The organism is Paenibacillus sp. FSL H7-0943, from assembly GCF_037963265.1.
Classification (GTDB): Bacteria; Bacillota; Bacilli; order Paenibacillales; family Paenibacillaceae; genus Paenibacillus_AQ; species Paenibacillus_AQ odorifer.
On sequence record NZ_CP150148.1, the window covers coordinates 234,232 to 254,354 of the forward strand.

Annotated in this window: 13 protein-coding genes and 1 tRNA gene; 12 read left to right on the forward strand and 2 right to left on the reverse strand. The window is 43.0% G+C overall.

Annotated elements, in window-relative coordinates; all coding sequences use genetic code 11:
* Window positions 1-38: 38 nt before the first annotated feature.
* On the reverse strand, window positions 39-1,403 hold the full coding sequence (gene guaD / locus NSQ55_RS01120) for a guanine deaminase (RefSeq protein ID WP_339170763.1): 1,365 nt from the start codon (window positions 1,401-1,403) through the stop codon (window positions 39-41).
* Window positions 1,404-1,714: 311 nt separating this feature from the next.
* On the opposite strand from guaD, the gene NSQ55_RS01125 reads away from it, so the two are divergent.
* From NSQ55_RS01125 to NSQ55_RS01155, 7 genes are all read left to right on the forward strand, one after another.
* A complete protein-coding gene (locus NSQ55_RS01125; protein WP_036687195.1) occupies window positions 1,715-1,903 on the forward strand; it encodes a hypothetical protein in 189 nt (62 codons plus the stop codon).
* Window positions 1,904-1,990: 87 nt separating this feature from the next.
* Window positions 1,991-2,713, forward strand: a complete 723-nt coding sequence (locus NSQ55_RS01130) for a GntR family transcriptional regulator (RefSeq protein ID WP_076126926.1) — start codon at window positions 1,991-1,993, stop codon at window positions 2,711-2,713.
* Between the two features lie 294 nt (window positions 2,714-3,007).
* Window positions 3,008-5,389 carry a phosphoketolase family protein gene (locus tag NSQ55_RS01135; RefSeq protein ID WP_175618986.1) on the forward strand — a complete coding sequence of 794 codons (2,382 nt, stop codon included), beginning with the start codon at window positions 3,008-3,010 and terminating at the stop codon, window positions 5,387-5,389.
* A 158-nt stretch (window positions 5,390-5,547) separates the two neighbouring features.
* A complete protein-coding gene (locus NSQ55_RS01140) occupies window positions 5,548-7,743 on the forward strand; it encodes an ABC transporter ATP-binding protein (protein WP_339170765.1) in 2,196 nt (731 codons plus the stop codon).
* Window positions 7,736-8,269, forward strand: a complete 534-nt coding sequence (locus tag NSQ55_RS01145) for a DUF1854 domain-containing protein (protein ID WP_051491493.1) — start codon at window positions 7,736-7,738, stop codon at window positions 8,267-8,269. Before NSQ55_RS01140 ends, NSQ55_RS01145 begins: the two co-directional genes overlap by 8 nt.
* A 153-nt stretch (window positions 8,270-8,422) precedes the next feature.
* Window positions 8,423-9,745, forward strand: coding sequence for an MFS transporter (locus NSQ55_RS01150; protein ID WP_076187056.1), 1,323 nt, complete (start codon window positions 8,423-8,425; stop codon window positions 9,743-9,745).
* Window positions 9,717-10,631 carry a polysaccharide deacetylase family protein gene (locus tag NSQ55_RS01155; RefSeq protein WP_076187058.1) on the forward strand — a complete coding sequence of 305 codons (915 nt, stop codon included), beginning with the start codon at window positions 9,717-9,719 and terminating at the stop codon, window positions 10,629-10,631. Before NSQ55_RS01150 ends, NSQ55_RS01155 begins: the two co-directional genes overlap by 29 nt.
* A 36-nt stretch (window positions 10,632-10,667) precedes the next feature.
* Here NSQ55_RS01155 and NSQ55_RS01160 read toward each other — a convergent pair whose 3' ends face one another.
* Window positions 10,668-11,105: a hypothetical protein gene (locus NSQ55_RS01160; RefSeq protein ID WP_076126935.1), complete on the reverse strand. Its 438-nt coding sequence runs from the start codon at window positions 11,103-11,105 to the stop codon at window positions 10,668-10,670.
* 816 nt (window positions 11,106-11,921) lie between these two features.
* On the opposite strand from NSQ55_RS01160, the gene NSQ55_RS01165 reads away from it, so the two are divergent.
* From NSQ55_RS01165 to NSQ55_RS01185, 5 genes are all read left to right on the forward strand, one after another.
* The gene (locus NSQ55_RS01165) at window positions 11,922-16,229 is read left to right on the forward strand and encodes a bifunctional 2',3'-cyclic-nucleotide 2'-phosphodiesterase/3'-nucleotidase (protein WP_076187060.1); all 4,308 of its coding nucleotides are present in this window, start codon (window positions 11,922-11,924) and stop codon (window positions 16,227-16,229) included.
* 227 nt (window positions 16,230-16,456) lie between these two features.
* Window positions 16,457-16,540, forward strand: a tRNA-Leu gene (locus NSQ55_RS01170).
* Between the two features lie 118 nt (window positions 16,541-16,658).
* Entirely contained in the window at window positions 16,659-18,053 is a 1,395-nt protein-coding gene (locus NSQ55_RS01175; protein WP_076218289.1) for an MATE family efflux transporter, read from the forward strand.
* 164 nt (window positions 18,054-18,217) lie between these two features.
* Window positions 18,218-19,318, forward strand: a complete 1,101-nt coding sequence (locus NSQ55_RS01180) for a glycerol dehydrogenase (protein ID WP_076101108.1) — start codon at window positions 18,218-18,220, stop codon at window positions 19,316-19,318.
* A gap of 216 nt (window positions 19,319-19,534) precedes the next feature.
* Complete coding sequence (locus NSQ55_RS01185) at window positions 19,535-19,879, forward strand: hypothetical protein (protein WP_076179139.1); 345 nt, start codon at window positions 19,535-19,537, stop codon at window positions 19,877-19,879.
* Window positions 19,880-20,123: the final 244 nt, after the last annotated feature.

Here is a 20,123-nt window from a genome sequence, read left to right on the forward strand (position 1 = left end):
TCCGATGCCCACCTTAAGTTTTCTAGTTTAATTAATCTTTAACGCGAATGAACTTTTTCACCCTGTACCCAGACTTCACGGATATTTTCAGGTCTAGCCAGGTACATTATCTTTTGAAAAATATCTTGCAAATCTTCACTCTCATCAAAGACGGGCAATTTCGCCGAGGGTACTTTCGTATCGATTATTTGAACATCCCATGCATAACCTTCTAGTAACCGGCCGATAGGTAAGCTTAAGCTTTCTCCGCCGCCAGCGGTAGCAAGATAAAAGGATTCATGGATCGTAATTCGTGATCCCGGTACTCCGCGGTTTTGTGCAGAAAGTGAGGGATTCACACCATCCTCCAGCATTCTTGAAGACATTACGGCTTGTCTAATGTTATCGAAGAGACTAGGTGAAAAACCTCCGGAAATATCAGAGCCTAAACCAATCTCAACGCCTTTGGCATGGAAGTCAGCGATCGGAATGACACTATTGGCAAAATACGCGTTGGATATCGGACAATGCGCAATAGCTGTTCCTGTCTCTGCAAACAAATTCACATCATCTTCATCTAAAAAATTACAATGAGCCATGACAGATTTATCACTGAGCAGACCAAAATCATGCAAGGCAAAAGCATCGTTCTTTTGGAATCGTTCTTGCACATAACCGTGCGCCCAATCACTTTCACTGCAGTGCGATTGCACATACGTATCATATTTAGCGGCAAGTTCTCCCAAGCCTTGTAAAGCCTCATTAGTGCAGCTTGGAATGAACCTTGGTGTCACTACTGGATAAACGCCTTGTTTAGTAGATTTAGCGAGTTCTTGTACAGCTAGTATAAATTCTTCCGTATCCACTAGTGCGGTGTGGGTGTCGGAGTCACGATAATTCTCAGGATTTCCCTGTGGATCGTCCATAACCACTTTTCCAACGAGTCCACGTTGCCCTTTTTCCGCACATATTTTAGCCAATAATAGACTGGCCTCTTTATGCACCGTTGCAAAATAAAGTGCTGTAGTTGTTCCGTTTGCGAGCAAAGTGCCAACCACGTCATCGTAGACTTTTTTTGCAAAAGTCAGATCTGAGAATTTAGACTCCAGTGGGAAGGTATAAGTATTTAGCCAATCATAGAGCGGGATATCTAATGCAGTTCCAGATTGAGCCCATTGTGGCGCGTGGACATGCAGATCGATAAAGCCGGGCAAAAAATACTGGCCTTCGGCTAATACATGAAAATTGTCCTGACCTTGATAAGCATCAAGCAAGGGTTGATAGTCGGCGTGCTCCGGTGCAACGATCATTTCTATCATCCCATCCGAATTGATACAGAAGAGATGATCCTTTAAAATTTGAATTTCTTTTGGGGATAGGCTAGAAAATGAAGTGCCTAGGAATATTTGCATATAATTTCTCATGATTTCCGCCTTAATGTTCGTCTTTTGGTGTGCATTCGTTATTATAATCCGTGAAAAAGGATAAGTCCAGACCAAAAGTCGAATAAAGGCGTAATTGACGGATAGGAGGAGCTGAGGAATTGAAAGCGAATATGACACATAGACGTCACGTTCGCTAGGCTAGAATACAGAAAAAGATAGAGGGAAGTAAAAAATGCAGGTGTGCTTCGATTCCTTTACGGTTATAGGAAATGAATGCGGTTACTATCTTGTGATATAATAGATGAAATCGATCAATAGTTTGAGAAAATTGGATTAGGAGTGTTGCCTGGATGAGAAGATACAACATTTGGCGCCCGTTGATGTTAATTATTGTTGCTGTACTTACAAAAAGCTTGGTCACTAACCTATGTATTTTGTTTGGTATGCAGGCTGAATCAGCAAGTAGTATGGGGACGCTGGGCATGGTCATTGCGGGTTTAGTGATGTACAATCGCATGACTAATCGCCGACGTAAATAAGCTGGCCGGATAGATTATAAACGTCTGGTTATTATGTTATAGTAAAGATTGAAATAAAACTTGTATCGACCTGAAAAGGAGTACTTCATGACACAGTTTGTCTACAAACAAATTATTGATGACTTAAAAATGAAAATTTTTGCTGGGCAGTTTCCCGATATGAAATTACCGGATGAACGAACGCTTAGTGAAACTTATCAAGTGAGTCGTAGTTCTATTAAAAGTGCTCTGACTAAAATGGCAAATGCCGGCATTATTTTTAAAAAGCGTGGCTCAGGGACATTTATAAATCCTTTATACATAAAAAATGAATCTATTTTTAACTACGAAGGCTCTAATTTAGGTGTCACCGACAATTTTCAAATGAATGGGAAGAAGCCAAAGATTAAAGTTTTGAAATTTGAGGTCATTCCACCAACGGAAGAACTACAGCGGGATCTGTTTTTAGGCCCTCATGATTTTGTTTACAAAATCATTCGCTTACGTCTTTTTGATGATGAACCCTTTATGATTGAAACAGGTTATATCCCAATCAAAATTGTACAGAATTTAAATCAGACCATTATTGAAGGATCTATCTTTAATTATTTGGAGGATTCACGAAATCTGGCGGTAACCAAATCCTTTTTATCGATATCCGCAGAACCCTCTGAGGCTACGGATCAAGAGCTGCTGCATTTGCAGGCAAATGAGCCAGTAAGCATTATGGAAGGGATTTTCTTTTTAGATAATGGCACGCCATTTGAATTCTCCCATATGCGCTTCCACTATAAATACTTAAAATTTAATACCTTTGTGTCCGTTCATTAAAAGTAAGACTGGGGAATTTTTCTCGGTCTTATTTTTTTTATTTTGCGCAAAATAGATGAAGGACAAGTAGTAAATATCCCCCGCAAACTCCAGCCCATATTTTTACATATATATTAATATTGACTTATTTTTACTGACAATTGACACCGTTTTTCATACTATGTTCATATTTTCACAAAATTGGACCGTATCATTTGTTGAAAAGGTTGAATTAATTTTTCGCGGCGGTATGATGTACTTGTGGAAGAAATTACGGCAATGTAGACACAGAAAAAATTTTGGGGAGTGGAAGAAATGGTATTATCCATGGATGTTGATTACTCATCAAAAACTTATTTAGAGAAGCTTGATGCATACTGGCGCGCAACTAACTACATCTCTGTAGGTCAACTGTATTTGAAAGATAATCCGTTGTTAAGAGAACCGCTGAAAGAAGCAGACGTAAAGATTAAGCCCATTGGACACTGGGGAACTATTCCTGGCCAGAACTTTATTTATGCCCATTTGAATCGGGTCATTACTAAATATGATTTGAATATGTTCTATATCGAGGGCCCTGGTCATGGCGGTCAGGTCATGGTTTCGAACTCCTATCTCGATGGTAGCTATACTGAAATTTATCCGGAAATCACACAAGATATCCCAGGCCTGAAGAAATTGTTCAAACAATTCTCTTTCCCAGGTGGAGTTGCTTCCCATGCTGCCCCTGAAACACCTGGATCGATCCACGAAGGTGGCGAATTAGGTTATTCTCTATCCCATGGTGTAGGTGCAATTCTGGATAATCCAGATTTGATCTCCGCTGTTGTTATTGGTGATGGAGAGGCTGAAACTGGCCCATTAGCGGCTTCATGGTTCTCCAACCGGTTCATCAATCCAGTTACTGATGGTGCAGTTCTGCCGATCTTGCACTTAAATGGTTTCAAAATCAGTAACCCAACGATTCTGTCTCGTCAATCCAAAGAAGAAATTACTGCATACTTTAAAGGTATGGGTTGGGAACCGTTCTTCGTTGAAGGCGAAAATCCTGATCTAATGCATCCGGAAATGGCTAAGGTGCTTGATACCATCGTTGAAAGAATTGAAGCGATTCAAAAGAATGCACGTGACAACAATGACCTTACGCGTCCGGTTTGGCCAATGTTGGTCTTCCGTTCTCCTAAGGGCTGGACGGGTCCAAAGCAATGGGATGGTGTTCCGAATGAGAACTCTTTCCGTGCCCATCAGGTGCCGATTCCAGTGGATCAAAAGAATATGAAGCATGCTCCAGCGTTATTGGAGTGGATGAACAGCTATAGACCAGAAGAATTATTTGATGACAATGGTCGTCTGAACGCTGAACTTGCTGAGATTCTGCCAACTGGCGACAGACGTATGGGAATGAACCCAGTTACTAATGCTGGCAACCAAATTAAAGATCTAAACTTACCGAATTTCCGTAAGTTCGCACTTGATAATTCCAAACCAGGTGAAGTAATAGCACAAGATATGGCCGTTCTGGGTAAATACATGAAAGATGTTATCTCTCTGAACGAAGAGAACCGCAATTTCAGAATTTTCGGACCGGATGAAACAATGTCCAATCGTCTGGGACCTGTCTTTGAAGTGACGAAACGTCAATGGTTGGATCAAGTGATTGAGCCGAATGATGAATTCCTAGCTTCTTATGGCCGTGTTATCGATTCCCAATTGTCTGAACATCAGGCAGAAGGTTTGCTTGAAGGTTACGTATTGACAGGTCGCCATGGTTTCTTTGCAAGCTATGAAGCTTTCTTGCGTGTCGTGGATTCGATGATTACTCAACATTTCAAATGGCTGCGTAAAGCAACAGATCAAAGCTGGCGTGCGGATATTCCATCATTGAATGTGGTAGCAACTTCAACTGTATTCCAACAAGACCACAATGGTTACACTCACCAAGATCCAGGTTTGCTAGGTCACTTGGCTGATAAAAAACCAGAATTTATCCGTGAGTATTTGCCGGCTGATGCCAACTCCTTGCTGGCTGTCTTTGACACCGTCTTAAATGACCGTCAAAAAATTAACTTGATTGTTTCTTCCAAACATCCTCGTCCACAATGGTTCAGTGCGGATGAAGCACAAGAGCTGGTGGATAAAGGACTGAAGATTATTGACTGGGCAAGCACCGATCAAGGTGGAGAGCCTGATGTTGTCTTTGCTTCTGCAGGTACAGAACCAACTATCGAAAGCTTGGCTGCCATCTCTATCCTGCATGAAAAACTGCCGAACCTTAAGATTAGATATATCAATGTGGTAGACTTGTTGAAACTGAGAAGTCAAAAATTAGATCCGCGTGGCTTATCTGACGAAGAGTTTGATCAATTTTTCACAAAAGATAAACCAGTTATCTTTGCTTTCCACGGATATGAAGGTCTGATTAAAGACTTGTTCTTTGATCGCCATAACCATAACCTGCACGTACACGGATACCGCGAGAATGGCGATATCACAACACCATTCGATATGCGCGTATTGAATCAAATGGACCGCTTTGACTTGGCGAAGGAAGCTGTTCTGAGCTTACCTAATGCTAACGACTATAAAGCGATCGCAGATGAAATGGATGCTATCGTTAAGAAACATCACCAATTCATTCGTGAAGAGGGTATTGATTTGCCAGAAGTAGAGAACTGGGTATGGAAAGCTTTGAAATAAGCGTATAGCCAACCATAGGAAGTAATACAAAAAGACACCTTTAGAGGTGTCTTTTTATTTGTTCAAGTAACCATACAAAACAATTATAATCATTTTTTCATCTTTACCACTGTAAATATATGTGAGTAAATAGGTGGGTAAAGAAAGGGGAGAAATGTATGACATCTATTGATAAACTTCCCAAGTCTATAGAAATACAGCTTACAGAACAACCTTTATTTCACTCTGTATCTGATTTAATGAAAGATGGGCAATTCGGTGAGCAGTGGCTTGTATTGACTGAGAAGGAGGTTTCCGTTTGGGGGACGGACGGGAAACTGGTCTCAAAGCTTCTAGTCTCGAATATTACTGATGCCCGGGTAGTAGGCGGGGTAGGCGGCGGATCGTTGCTTGTGGATGCCCAAGAGGGGCCTATTATACTTATACGTTATACAGCATCACTTACCTCTATATTTGGTTTTGCTTCTAAATTAATTGGCGCTGTAGCTAAAGGCGAGGAACGGCCAACCGCTTCTGAAAAAGAGTTTCCAAGGAATTGTCCAAAATGCCGCAATCCACTGCCGGAGGATTCGCAAGCTTGTCCGGTGTGCAAGAGTAACGGCAAGGTTCTATTTCGGATGCTGAGCTACGCTAAGCCTTATAAGATCCAAATGATCGCCGCGGCGATTATGTTGATTTTTACTACATTGGTAGAGCTTGTTCCACCATTTTTGACGAAGATGATCGTTGATAATGTGTTGACAGAAAAGGATATGGGCTCAACGCTTCTATGGATTGTGATCGGGCTAGCAGCCACATCCTTAGTAATTACTTTAATGCAGACGCTACGTGGACTTATAGGGGTATGGATTGGTTCCAAAATCATGGGTGATCTTCGTCATGATGTGTATCATTCCTTGATGAAATTATCTTTATCTTTTTTCGACCGAAGACAATCTTCGCAATTTATTGGACGGGTGAATAATGATTCAGAGGCGATGCGGCAATTTATGACTGACGGTGTAATCTGGGTCTCGGGTGAATCGCTGCGGGTAATCGCTATTTTCACTATTATGTTCAGTATGGATTGGAAGCTAACGCTGCTTGCTATGCTGCCTATGCCGCTTATGGTGGTGCTGTCGACCGTGTTATGGCCGATGATTGGCAGACGTTGGTACCAGCAGTGGAGATCTATTTTTAGATTAAACGCTTTGGTTGGCGATTCTTTGCAGGGAATTCGTGTAGTCAAAGCATTCGGTCAGGAAACAACAGAGATGTCACGTTATACAGTCGCCAATAAGGAGCTGGTTCGGCATAATATTCGGATCGAAGGCTTATGGCAGGGGATGTTTCCTGCTTTTGCGTTGGTTGCTGGTGTGGGTACGTTATTAATTTGGTTTTATGGCGGGAAAACGGTGCTACAGGGCCAATTATCCATCGGTACGCTAATCGCTTTGGTGACCTACCTTGGGATGCTTCTCGGACCTTTGCAGTGGGTGAGCCAAATGATCAACTGGGCCAGCCATGCGATTTCAGCAGCAGATCGGGTCTTTGAAATTATGGATACACCGTCAGATGTGCCTGATACTGTGAATCCAGCAGCCATCGGCCGCGTAAACGGTGAGGTTGAGTTTAAGCGGGTTACTTATGGATACGAAAAACATCATCCTGTGCTCAAGAACGTGGATTTAAAAGTGGGTGCGGGCGAGATGATTGGTCTGGTCGGACATTCAGGTGCCGGTAAGTCGACGTTCATTAATATGATCTGTCGCTTCTATGACACAGATGAGGGAACCATTACCATCGATGGTGTGGACATCCGAAATATCAGCCAGTCAGATCTGCGTAGTCAGATCGGTGTAGTGCTGCAGGAGACGTTTCTATTCGACGGAACGATTGCTGAGAATATTGCCTATTCTAAACCGGACGCTACGGAATTAGAAATCATGCGGGCTGCAAAAATTGCCAACGCCCATGATTTTATCGTTCAATTGCCAGATGGCTATGATACAAGAGTTGGGGAACGTGGCCATAAATTGTCCGGTGGAGAGAAGCAGCGAGTGTCTATTGCCCGAGCAATAATTCACGATCCGCGAATTCTAATCCTAGATGAAGCAACAGCTTCTGTAGATACAGTGACCGAGCGGCAAATTCAAGAAGCGATCTCGCGACTGGTAAAAGGCAGAACGACATTCGCGATTGCCCATCGATTATCCACGCTAAGAAATGCGAACCGTCTTGTAGTGCTTGAACGCGGGAAGATCATTGAAGTGGGTACACATGAGGAATTGCTTGCTGCAGAAGGTGCTTACTTCAAGCTAGTTGAGGCACAGAAGGAAATGTCGCAGATTAAGGGGGTTGAGATGCATGAGTGATCCGAATCTTGTTAACGGGGAATTGAATCCTAAAGATCCCTATGAGATTAACATTCTTGAACCGGGTGCAATCTCTTTTAGCCGCAGTCAAGGTGGCGTGTTTCAAGGAGTGGTGGAGGGTCAGGTATATGAGGAATTAATTCTTTTTCGAATATTTCCTTTTCAATACACCACGGAGTATATTTCCGTCCGTAACTCCAAGAGTGAGGAAATCGGGGTCATTCGTGACATTGATCAGCTCGATGAAGAAAGTCGGGTGGAAGTGGATACAGAGCTCCGGCTGCGGTATTTTCTCCCGGTTGTAACCCGCATTGATTCTATTAAGCAAAAAGCGGATATGTGGATTTGGGAGCTGCAAACGAATCTGGGCCAGACCCGGATCGTTATGCGGAACCTGCACGAGCATATGCAGTATCCAAGTCATAAACGAATCATTCTTACGGATATCAATGGAAAAAGATGCGAAATCCGTGATTATCTAGCCCTGGATGTTCAGAGCCGGAGCAAGCTGAAGGATGTTTTATAGTCTAGTTATGAAAAAGCTCCGCAGCCATTTGTTGATGGTCTGCGGGGCCTCTTTTTTTATCCGTAGTTTCTGCTAAGGAAAAATTTGATGGCGTTCTCTCTTCGGTATGGTAATATATTACAACCGGATCTTTACCATAGGGGAGGTATGTGAGTGAAGCATAAATGGATCAATTCGCCGTACACCTTTGCTTTAGGGATGTTTGCGATGATGGTTCCCAGTCAGGCATTTAGTTCATTTTACAGTTACTTTTATGTTGAAAAATTAGGATTGGGCATTGGACTTGCTACATTAGCCAGAACCATCTTTCTGATCTGGGATGCGGTAAACAATCCGTTATTCGGCTATTGGTCAGATCGCACAGATACTCGTTTGGGTCGACGCAGACCATGGGTGTTTGGCTCAATTCCGTTATTCATGCTGGCATTTGTACTGGTTTTCTCCCCTCCCGGCGGATTATCTGAAAATGGATTGTTCACTTGGTTTCTAGTCACACTTATTTTCTATGAGGCTGTCGCCACTGTGTTGTGGGTGAATTATGGAGCGTTACTCCCGGAGCTCTTCCGTGGAGACCGTATTCGGGCAAAAGCCTCTGCGATTCAGCAAGGCTATCAAGTTGTAGCTTTGTTAATCGGTACTGCCTTAACCCCAATTATTTTTGCAGCTATTGGTTTCTCTAATATGGCTATAGTGTATGCCTGTCTCTTTGGAGTGTTTATGTTTTTATGTATGATGAATGTCCAAGAAAAGAAGGAGCTCACAGAGCAGGAACCCTTGAAGTTGATTCCGGCTTTTCGGGAGACCATTCGGAATAAAAAGTTTTGGGTGTTTAATGTTTCGAACTCTTTTGCCCAAACGGTGAATGGACTTGTAAGCTCGATGATCCCTTTTTATGCAAAATATGTACTTCATATCTCCGAGGCTCAGGTATCGATTTTACTCGCAGCTGTTTTTGTTTCGGTCATTCCATTAGTATTCGTGTGGTACTGGATGATTCGTAAGATGGACGGGGTTAAGGCGTGGCGGTTATCACTGATCTTATATGCGTTATCGGTAATTCCGTTATGGTTTGGTTATGACCTCTTAAGTGGCGTGGCTGCTGGCGTAGTTGTCGGTTTCGGATTAGCCGGATTTCTAGTGACCCCAGCAATAGTAGGTGGCAAGATTATTGATGAGGATGCGGAAAAAACAGGTCTGAGAAGAGAAGGAATCTACACGGCTGTAAGCGGATTCATCACTCGTTCAAGCGGGTTAATCTCTGCGTTAGCTTTTTTCATTGTAGGTATGATCTTTGGCTATCAAGGCGGCGATGACCCAGGGTCCAATCCTGAAGCGACATTTAGGTATTTAATAAGTGTGGTGCCATTATGTCTTTTGGCCATAGCTGTTGTCATATCCTTCACAATGAAATTTACATTTATGGACTCTTTGAGAGGTGAGGCTGACTATGAACAAAAAATTAATCATCAATTGTGATGATTTTGGGCAAAGTCCCCCCATGAATCAGGCGATAAAACATCTGCTGGAAGAGGAAAAGGTATCCTCAGCAACGATTATGGCGGTGGCCCCTGGCTTTGAGGAGGCAGCTGCATGGTGTAGTCGCAGGCAACAACGGAATGTGGGACTTCACTTGACGATGACTAGTGAATTTGAGGCTTTGCGCTGGGCGAGCCTGACGGGGGAGGCTTCTCTTCACGACGAGAGCGGACATCAATATAGGACGGTAAAAGAGTTCGAACAGGGAGCGCAGACAAAAGCCGTACTAAAGGAGATAGATGCGCAGTACGAGCGAGTGAAACAGTCGGGAATAGTGATTAGCCATGTAGACAACCACATGGGTAGTTTATACGGAATGGAAACAGGACGCAGCTTGCTTCCGCAGACGTTGTGGAAAATTTCGCGCTGGGGATTGCCCTCACGATTCTTCAGATACATCCATGCTGAGGATCCGCTTTTGGCATCGCTGAAAAATATTGAACGACCAGTTGCCCTTGGAGCAGGGCTGGCGGATACGTTTGGGGTGCCGATTCCCGACTATTTGCTATCGCATCCTTTTGGTGTAGAGGAAGGCGAGACGTATGAAAGTTTTAAAAGATCTATTATTGCTAAGCTGTATTCGCTGCCGGATGGCGTTAGTGAGACCTATATTCATCCCGGGATAGACGATCCATGGATGCAAGCAAATATTCCGCACTGGAGTAAGCGAGTTTGGGAGTATAAGTTGCCCTTTGATGATGATTTTACCTATGCCCTCAGTGATGCTAAGGTTGAATTGACGAATTATCGTTATGTACAGGAGCATTTAAAACGTCCACGGTTAAGATCTGCAGGCAAATTGTTAAAGAACCTGATAAGATTATGAGCAAAAATAAAAGACACCTTGAGGGGTGTCTTTTGATTATCCCATTAATCCTTTTAGCCCGTTAAGGAAGGGGGAAATAGATTTAATCATATTGTAGCCCATCTTCATAACCGGCATAGTTTTTTGTACCATTCCAATAAAGTTGCCGATTCCCCCGAACCCGCCAAATCCGCCAAAACCACCGCCTCCAGAACTGGCAGCCCCTGCTCCTGCGGAGCCTAGAGCGCCTCCACCCATTCCGAAAAGTGAGCCGAATAAGGGCATTAGTCCTGATACGTTTGCTTTCCGGGAGCGGGAAGAAGAGTGTTTTTTTGATTTTCTGTGTTTGTTTTTACGTGGTTTGGAAAGGGTCAGTCCATTCTTATCGAGGCCGGTTATCCATCCTATATACGTACGTCCATCATGTAACGTAATGCACACGGGTCTACCTTTCAGCTGTTCAGCACGTTTGCGAATCTTCGTTGTATTTGCCATTTGTGGATCACCTCATTGGTCTATTTACTTCTATATTACTCAGATATTTTTGTGTTGCTTGTGCTAGTTCATCATAAAAAAATATTTGGGTGAAAGAGCTGCCACTTGTGTTGATGCCCATAATAATTCATTACACTCATACAATTTAATGTGCGATAAATAAATTATGGAGGGGTGAAAACTTGATATCAGCATGGATTGGGAGTATTACTTTTTTGGGAGCAGTGATTCTTTATATACTGCTGTCTCTGGGATTGCCTTATGGGGAATTTGCAATGGGAGGAAGACATAGAATTATGCCTCCACAAATGAGAGTCGCGTGTGGAGTTTCAGTAGTGATACAGCTAGTTGCCATCCTGTACTTATTGCAGGCAGGGAATGTGATCTCTATTGGATTACCTTTTGATAGAAGGGTATGTTATTTTTTTGCCGTCTATTTAATGCTTAATACTATAATGAACTTATTGTCGAGGAGCATGAAAGAAAAACTTGTGATGACACCCTTATCTTTAATAACTGCAATCTGTTTTGGGATTACTGCTATGAATGGGTAAAAAGTAGTGCCGGACATAGATTCGACTTTTCTAGACTTTATATAGGATTGTTTTTAGGACACATCTGGTGAAGATGTGTTCTTTTTGCATCTATTGACTCTTGACCTATAAAAACGGATTCATGAGTCTAGGTCTTTCTTCTTATGTTATTATATTTAACATTGTTTTATATTATTTTTACAATTATATGATAATTGGTTATGTTTGTGTGATATAATATCACAGAAATTATGTGAAAATGATAGGGAGGACTAATATTATTATGGGATGGAAGACACGATGGAATAAGCCGATTGCTTCTGTATTAGCAACTGCAGTGCTTTCTTTGCAGGTGTTTGGAGGTATTGGTTTGGGTGCAGCTTGGGGTACAGATAAAGCTGAAGCAGCATCCGCAGCCACAGCCAAACTCCGGCTGATGAGCACGACGGACGTGCACACCAATGTCTACGGCTGGGACTATTTTAAGAATGCGGCTTCTACAACTGTAGGACTCGATCGGACAGCTACGTTGGTTACTTATGCTAGGAGCGAATATCCTGATAATAATCTTCTGCTCGACAATGGGGACTTGATTCAAGGTACGCCATTGGGTACTTACATCGCGAATGAAAGTAATTTAGTAGAATCAGAGACTAAGCTACACCCTATGATTGCGGCTATGAATATTATGGAATATGATGTTGCGACTTTTGGTAATCATGAATTCAATTATGGGCTGGAATTCTTAAATCGGACTATTAAGGGCAGTGCTAATAACCCATTGAGTGGTGCGGACTTCCCCTATGTAAATGCCAATATATATATTGATGATAAAGATGGTAATCCAGATAATGACGTAAATGCTTTTGAACCTTATGTCATTCTTGATAAAAAAATAGTGGACAGCGATAACCAGCTCCGGGATATTAAAGTCGGTGTGCTTGGTCTTGTGACCCCGCAGATTATGGAATGGGACAAGGTTAATCTGGAAGGCAAAGTCATTGCTAAGGACATTGCTGAAACAGCAGAAAAATATGTTCCTATCATGAAGAGTGAGGGTGTCGATGTAATCGTAGCAATGGCACATACCGGCTTCGATGCAACTGCAGTTGCAGGTACTGGTGCAGAGAATGCTATCAATCTTTTAAGTAAGGTTGACGGCATTGATGCGATTACTTTCTCACACACTCACAAGGTGTTCCCAACAGTTGATAATAAATCCCTTGACAATTCTTTCAAGGATCCATTAACAGGGCAGGCGTATAATAACGCTCAATCTGTTGTTGATAATGTTTACGGCCACATTAACGGGACTCCAGCCGTGCAAGCGGGTTATGGTGGGGGTTACTTGGGCCTGATTGATCTCAAATTGGTGGAAGTAGGCGGAAAATGGGAAGTGGATAAAGATAAATCCATTGCCTCAACCCGCTCCATAGCCAATGCTATACCGGATGCTGCTGTTGATGCTGCTGTTGCAGCAGATCACCAAGCTACTATTGACTATACAGGTCAAGAGCTAGGTGTTACTACCGCTCCGATGAACAGCTATTTTGCAATGGTTCAGGACGACCCTACCGTGCAGATTGTTACCAATGCCCAGAAATGGTATGTGGAGAAGTATATTGATACCAATCTTCCACAGTATAAAAATCTTCCGATTCTCAGTGTAGGTGCTCCTTTCAAGGCTGGGCGTAACGGTCCTTCAGAGTACACGAGTATTGAGAAAGGTCCACTGACTATTCGTAGTGCAAGTGACTTGTATTTGTATGACAACACGCTGAAAGCTATTAAAGTTAAAGGTTCTGTTGTTAAGGAATGGGTTGAAATGAGTGCGGGTGCGTTTAATACCATCAAAGAAGACATCACAGCTCCACAAAGCTTGCTGAATGGGGAGTTTGCTGTTTATAACTTCGATGTTATTGATGGCATTAAGTACACAATTGATGTAACCAAACCTGCAAAATATAGTCCTACCGGTGTGATTAACGATGCTTCATCGAGTCGTGTGAAGCAAATTACGTATAAAGGAAAAACGTTGGATCCTAACCAAGACTTTATTGTTGTAACTAACAACTACCGTGCAAGTGGCGGAGGGAATTTCCCAGGTGTGAAGGGTTCGGAGATTCTAGTCGATTCCCAAGATGAGAATCGCCAGATCCTTATGGACTACATCAAAGAAGTAGGTACAATAGATCCTTCTGCGGATGGCAACTGGTCTTTGGCTCCACTTTCGGATGACGTAAATCTCACGTTTACTTCGTCACCAGAAGCGGCGAAAGTTATGCCGGCCAACATTAAGGACACTGGTGAAAAAGATATTAAGGGATTTAGTATTTATGAATTGGCTCTACCAGCTAAGGACGTAGAAGTTCACCTTCTTGGAATTAATGATTTCCACGGTCAACTGGATACGGTGTCTGTCGTAAACAATAAGAACGTGGGAACAGCCGCTATTCTTGCGACTTATCTGAAAGAAGCACAGGCTAAATACGATAATTCTCTACTCTTCCATAACGGAGATTCCGTAGGTGCATCTGCTCCAGTATCTTCACTTGAGCGCGATGAGCCGACGATTGAGTGGATGAACTTGATGAGATTTGATGTGGGCTCCCTAGGAAACCATGAATTTGACCAAGGTGTCGATGCACTGATGACACAATTGAACGGCGGAGTGGACCCTAAGGATAGCAACGTTACCCACAAGGGTACAAACTTTGATTATGTTAATGCGAATGCAGTGGATGCCAAAACTGGCGAGCCAATTATTAATCCTTATGTAATCAAAGAAGTAGGCGGTGTGAAGATCGGCTTTATTGGTCTTGTAACGAAATCCACACCAAGTAAGGTGGCACCTTCCGGTACGGCTGGCGTGCATTTCCTCACGCCTGAAGAGGAAGTGGCGGCTGTTGAGAAATACGCTAAGGAGCTTCAATCTAAAGGTGTTGAGACGATTATCGTGCTTGCACATGATCCTGCAACAACCAAAGATGGTGTGACTACAGGTGAAGCGGCTGATCTAGCCAATGCGCTTCCTGCGGAATCCCCTGTTGATGTTATCGTTGCTGGTGATAACCATGCACTTGCAAATGGAACAGTAAACGGCAAGCTGATTGTACAAGCTTATTCTTACGGTACAGCATTTGAGGATATCAAGTTGATCATTGATCCTAAAACAGGTGATGTGAAGGACAAGTCTGCTGTGGTAACTTCCACCTTCCATGATGGGGTAACACCAGATCCGGAAAGTGTGGCACTGGTTAATGCTTACCTTGAGAAGCATCCTGAGCTCACTCAACCAGTGGGTACAACGGACGGAACTATCACTCGTACCGATGCTTACAATAATGAGGCTGCACTTGGTAATCTGATTGCTGACTCTATGCGTAATGCTGACTTCGGCGATGGTGCAAAAGCTGCCGATTTCGCCTTTATGAATCCAGGCGGTATCCGTGCGGACCTTCCGAAAGGTCCTGTAACCTTCGGCGATCTGGCTAAAATTCAGCCATTCGGCAACACGCTTGTGAAGCTGACACTAACCGGAGCGCAAATCAAAACATTGCTGCAACAGCAATGGAATGTAAAAGCTGATGGAACACCAGATATCAAAACGCTGCAAATTTCCGGACTGAAATATACAGCGAATATGTATCTGCCAGTAGCCGATCGTATTGCGAGCCTCACACTAACTGATGGAACACCAATTAATCCTACGCAGAAATATACAGCAGTAGTAAATAACTTTATGGCTGCGGGTGGAGATAACTACAAGGTTCTGACTCAAGCTAGTGATTCATTGGCTGGACCTATTGATTTGGACGTGTTCTACGACTACATTGTAAAAACGTTTAATGGCAAAGAGATTAAAGCAGCCATTGAAGGTCGTATTATTAATAAATTAAAGGCTGATTCGGGATCAGGCAGTGGCAGTGGAGGCGGTTCTACCGGTGTAACTCCAACGCCTACTCCAACCGCGAAACCAACAGCAACACCAGCACCATCAACAGCACCAACGGCAACACCTGCACCAACTACTGCGCCAGCAGCAAACTTCAAGGATCTGGGCAAGGTAGCTTGGGCGCAAGAAGCTATTGAAGCATTGGCTGCTAAGGGCATTCTGAAAGGTCTGGATGCAAATACTTTTGCGCCAACCAAAACAGTGACTAGAGCAGAGTTCGTTACGATGCTGGTACGCGCACTGAATCTTACGGGTTCAGCAACAACCAGTTCGTTCAATGATGTTAAACAAGGAGTTTGGTACACGGATTCTATCGCCCTTGCGGTGAAGGCTGGACTTGTACAAGGCTCTGGAAATGGCAAATTTGAACCGGGTCGTGAAGTGACTCGTGAAGAGATGGCCATTATGGTTGCTAACGCACTGAAAGACAAACTACAGCCGATTGATAAAAATGCAGCATTGGGTAAGTTTGCAGACAAATCCAGTATTGCTCCTTATGCACAAGAGGCTATCGCACAGCTAACTCAATTGGGAATCGTCAACGGTGTTGATGGTGGGAAATTTGCACCTAAGGGTATAGCTAATCGCGCTCAAGCAGCGGTTATCATCTATCGCATGCTTGGACAAGCATCATAATTCTATTGTTCTAACTAAAAGTGTATCGATGATCCTCTTGAGGGCATCGATACACTTTTTTTAAATATAAGAAAGTATAAGTGACACCAATACTCTTATAGTCTTCCCTTAAACGCTTACTGCCCTTACAAGGACACCGAAGGCGCTTTTACTTGTTAAATTTGTTGTTGCTCTTTCTGTGAAATCATGTTAACTTATATTCTGCACTGTATTTTTTTATATCTTGTGCGGTCGTGGCGGAATTGGCAGACGCGCACGGTTCAGGTCCGTGTGGGCTAACCCCCGTGGAGGTTCGAGTCCTCTCGACCGCATACCTAAGTGCATATAAACAGGCAATACTTTTGAATCGCTCTTCAACCTGAAGAGCCTTTTTCTATTTATACGCATAATTCAATTTGACAAACTCTATGTAAAAGAAGTGAAGCAAAGATGGAGCCTAATGTAGGTGTAAATACGAAGCAAAGTGTGCGGTTTCTAGAAAAGTATTTCTCTGGGGAGTCGATAGATTATCGTCAGATGATTGCTTTATTCATCCCTATCCTAGTGGATCAGGCCTTTGTGGTGGGTCTTAATCTAGTGAATACAGCTATGATAAGCTCGTCTGGTGTGGCAGCTATCAGTGCGGTCAATATGATAGATTCTCTTAATATTTTTCTCATTAGTGTGTTTATTGCCGTCTCAACAGGTGGGACGGTTGTTGTTGCGCAGTATAAAGGGAGCGGCAATGACCTCATGGTGTCAAAAGCTACGGCAGGTGCTACGTCATCTGTTTCGCTGATGGCATTTGCTATTGGGATGTTCGGAATTCTTTTTCACAATCCGCTGTTGAATTTACTATTTGGAGCGGCCTCACCGGAGGTTATGGAGAACGCCCGAATATATTTAATCGGGAGCTGTATCTCTTATCTTGGTATAGCTGTTGTGGAAGCGGTATGTGGTGCTCTTCGTGGAATTGGTAGAACGAGGGCCTCGCTTGTACTTTCGCTAATTATGAATTTAACTTATGTCTTATTGAATCTCGTCTTTATTAACCTGTTGCATATGGGTGTTCTGGGGATGACCATTTCTATAAATATAGCTAGATACCTGGGGGCGTTCTGCGCACTTTATTATCTATTCCGATTGGACAACGATCTGCATATCCGTATTCGCGATCTTGTAGCGGTTAAGCTGTCTATGCTGAAAAAAATAATGTTCATCGGGATGCCGTTTGCGGCAGAGCAGATGTTCTTTAATGGTGGTAAAATTCTGACTCAGATTTTCATCGTTAGTCTGGGTACGTATGCACTTGCGACTAATGCGATTGCCTCCTCCTTTGCAGGGATTATGCAAATCCCGGGGAATGCGTTGTCCTTGACGATTATTACAGTGGTGGGACAATGTATGGGAAGCAATAATGTTAAGGATGCTCGAAAATTTATTAAATCATTCCTTGTCGCCTCTTCTCTTTCCCTGGTGGTGATGGGGTTGCTGATTATGCCTTTTTTCAATCCATTAGTGTCTATGTTCCATCCTCCTGCTGAGATTGTGGGTGATATCTTCCTGATTGTGCTCATCAATACGATTGCGCAAATTCCGTTATGGTCTATAAGCTTTATTACGCCTTCGGCGCTTAGAGCGGCAGGGGATTCCAAATTCACCTCTATGGTTTCGATGCTTACGATGTGGCTGTTCCGTGTAGTGCTCGGATACATCTTAGGTATTGTTCTGAACTTTGGTATACTCGGCGTTTGGCTGGCGATGAATTGTGAGTGGGGGATCAGAGGTTTGATTTTCCTGCGGCGATTTATGGGCAAGAAATGGGTTCAGCATCGTGTTATATAATAGATATAAAAAAATCAAAGGACGCCCTGAGGGGTGTCTTTTTTGTATGCTCTGATGAGTGCCTTGGGAGAATGCAGCTTGAGTATTTCTTGGGTAGCGGGGTAATAATATGTAGGAATTGCGTCTTTATGCTTACTAAAACACACAACAAGGAGTCTTGCACAATGTCACATTTCGTTAGATCCGTTACTTCACCCAAGAAATTTATCTCCGGCCATAACTTACTGTCAGATCTGAATGAGTATATTAAGGCGTTTGGCGATCATGCCTATGTGATCTGTGATGAGTTCATTTTGGAACGTGCTAAGAAAGAGGCGGGGAGTTCCATCGAAGGTGCGGGGAATAAGGCTACTTTTGAAAAATTCAATTATGAATGTACTCAGGAAGAGATTAATCGTAATCGGGAACTTGCCCGTAAAGCTGGGGCGAATATCATCGTCGGTATCGGTGGAGGTAAAACACTGGACACTGCCAAAGCTACTGCGTATTATGAGAAGCTGCCTGTAGTTATTTTTCCGACGATTGCATCTACTGATGCACCATGTACAGCGCTGGCTGTCATTTATAATAAAGATGGTTCATTTGATCAATACTTATTCCTCCCAAGTAATCCGGATGTGGTCTTGGCGGATACAGCGATTTTAGCTTCAGCGCCTTCCCGTTTTTTCGCAGCTGGAATTGGCGACGCACTGGCTACTTATTTTGAAGCCCGTGCTTGTTATGCCTCTAATGGCGACAATCTCGTACTCATGAAACCTTCTACAACGGGTCTAGGTATATCAAGACTTTGTTATGAAGCTCTACTTAAGAATGCGGTAAAAGCCAAACGTGCGGTTGATCAGAAGCTCTATACACGCGCGGTGGAGGAGACCATTGAAGCGACAATTTATCTAAGTGGTGTGGGTGCTGAATCTGGTGGTCTGGCTGCCGCGCATGCTATCCATAATGGGATGACAGCCGTTCCTTCACTACACAAAGCTCAGCATGGTGAAAAGGTTACGTTTGGTCTTTTAGCCCAGTTAGTACTGGAAAATGCATCAAATGAGGAGCTGGAAACTGTCATTAAGCTTATCAAGGATGTAGATCTTCCGCTAACCCTCGCCGATCTGGGGTGCACGGAATTTATCGAATCCGAATGGCGCCAAGTTGCTGAAGCTGCTTGTGCAGAAGGAGACACAATGGGCAATATGCCGTTCCCGGTTACTCCGGAAGATGTGTACAATGCGATAGTGGTGGCGAACTCGCTGGCAGAGTCTTATAAATAACTAGCACAACTAATATGTAGTGATAATGAAGGCGCCCTTGGGGGTGCCTTTTGTTTTTATATAGGTTAAGCTGTTGAAGTAGAGTAGGGGTAAAATTATGCTTATAGGTATCGGCTTCGGCATACTTAATCACGGGATAGGGTGCCTACGGAAACGAGATTATTGCTAATCGCCCCGTTGCTGTGCCAATATCACTCTATGTAATAAGGAGGAAAGATGAGAAAAAAACATTTAGGTTATCTAGTCCTTATTATCATAATTATTGGAGCGGTAATAATAGCAGTAATTCACGGAAATTCGGAGCGTCAGAACAAGCAGGCAGCAGGAAGCCTTGGAATGGATTATGTGCGCAAAGAGTACACGGAAAGTGCGTCGCTGAGAGTTGCAACGATTTGCAAACCCTTATTTGGAGGGTCGGGTTATCAGGTAGTGCTCGAGGATTCAAGTGGGCAATCGTATTATGTCATTATCGTTCTCGGAACTACACGTAATCTTGTCACTATGGACGATCTGACGAAAGAGGTGCGGGAAGGTACAACTGTGTTTCCGTGCCACCAATAAAACATGATAAATGAATCGGATCTCATCTATATGATTATTGGGAGGCACTCCTGCGGGGTGTCTGTTTTTGTTATATTAAATTGAATTTTGTTATTTATTTTCGGAATAACTAACATTAATACTAACGTAAATAATAAAATAATTATAACAAAAGGGAATATTTAGATTGTTTTATGCCAATGTAACCGCTATAATCTTGCATATACCGAAATATCTAACGAAATTAAAATATTTTGTTAGTGTT

Coding starts and splice junctions, on each gene's coding strand:
- guaD (WP_339170763.1), bottom strand. CDS start 1,403: ATGAGAAATTATATGCAAATATTCCTAGGCACTTCATTTTCTAGCCTA.
- NSQ55_RS01125 (WP_036687195.1), top strand. CDS start 1,715: ATGAGAAGATACAACATTTGGCGCCCGTTGATGTTAATTATTGTTGCT.
- NSQ55_RS01130 (WP_076126926.1), top strand. CDS start 1,991: ATGACACAGTTTGTCTACAAACAAATTATTGATGACTTAAAAATGAAA.
- NSQ55_RS01135 (WP_175618986.1), top strand. CDS start 3,008: ATGGTATTATCCATGGATGTTGATTACTCATCAAAAACTTATTTAGAG.
- NSQ55_RS01140 (WP_339170765.1), top strand. CDS start 5,548: ATGACATCTATTGATAAACTTCCCAAGTCTATAGAAATACAGCTTACA.
- NSQ55_RS01145 (WP_051491493.1), top strand. CDS start 7,736: ATGAGTGATCCGAATCTTGTTAACGGGGAATTGAATCCTAAAGATCCC.
- NSQ55_RS01155 (WP_076187058.1), top strand. CDS start 9,717: ATGAACAAAAAATTAATCATCAATTGTGATGATTTTGGGCAAAGTCCC.
- NSQ55_RS01160 (WP_076126935.1), bottom strand. CDS start 11,105: ATGGCAAATACAACGAAGATTCGCAAACGTGCTGAACAGCTGAAAGGT.
- NSQ55_RS01165 (WP_076187060.1), top strand. CDS start 11,922: ATGGGATGGAAGACACGATGGAATAAGCCGATTGCTTCTGTATTAGCA.
- NSQ55_RS01175 (WP_076218289.1), top strand. CDS start 16,659: ATGGAGCCTAATGTAGGTGTAAATACGAAGCAAAGTGTGCGGTTTCTA.
- NSQ55_RS01180 (WP_076101108.1), top strand. CDS start 18,218: ATGTCACATTTCGTTAGATCCGTTACTTCACCCAAGAAATTTATCTCC.
- NSQ55_RS01185 (WP_076179139.1), top strand. CDS start 19,535: ATGAGAAAAAAACATTTAGGTTATCTAGTCCTTATTATCATAATTATT.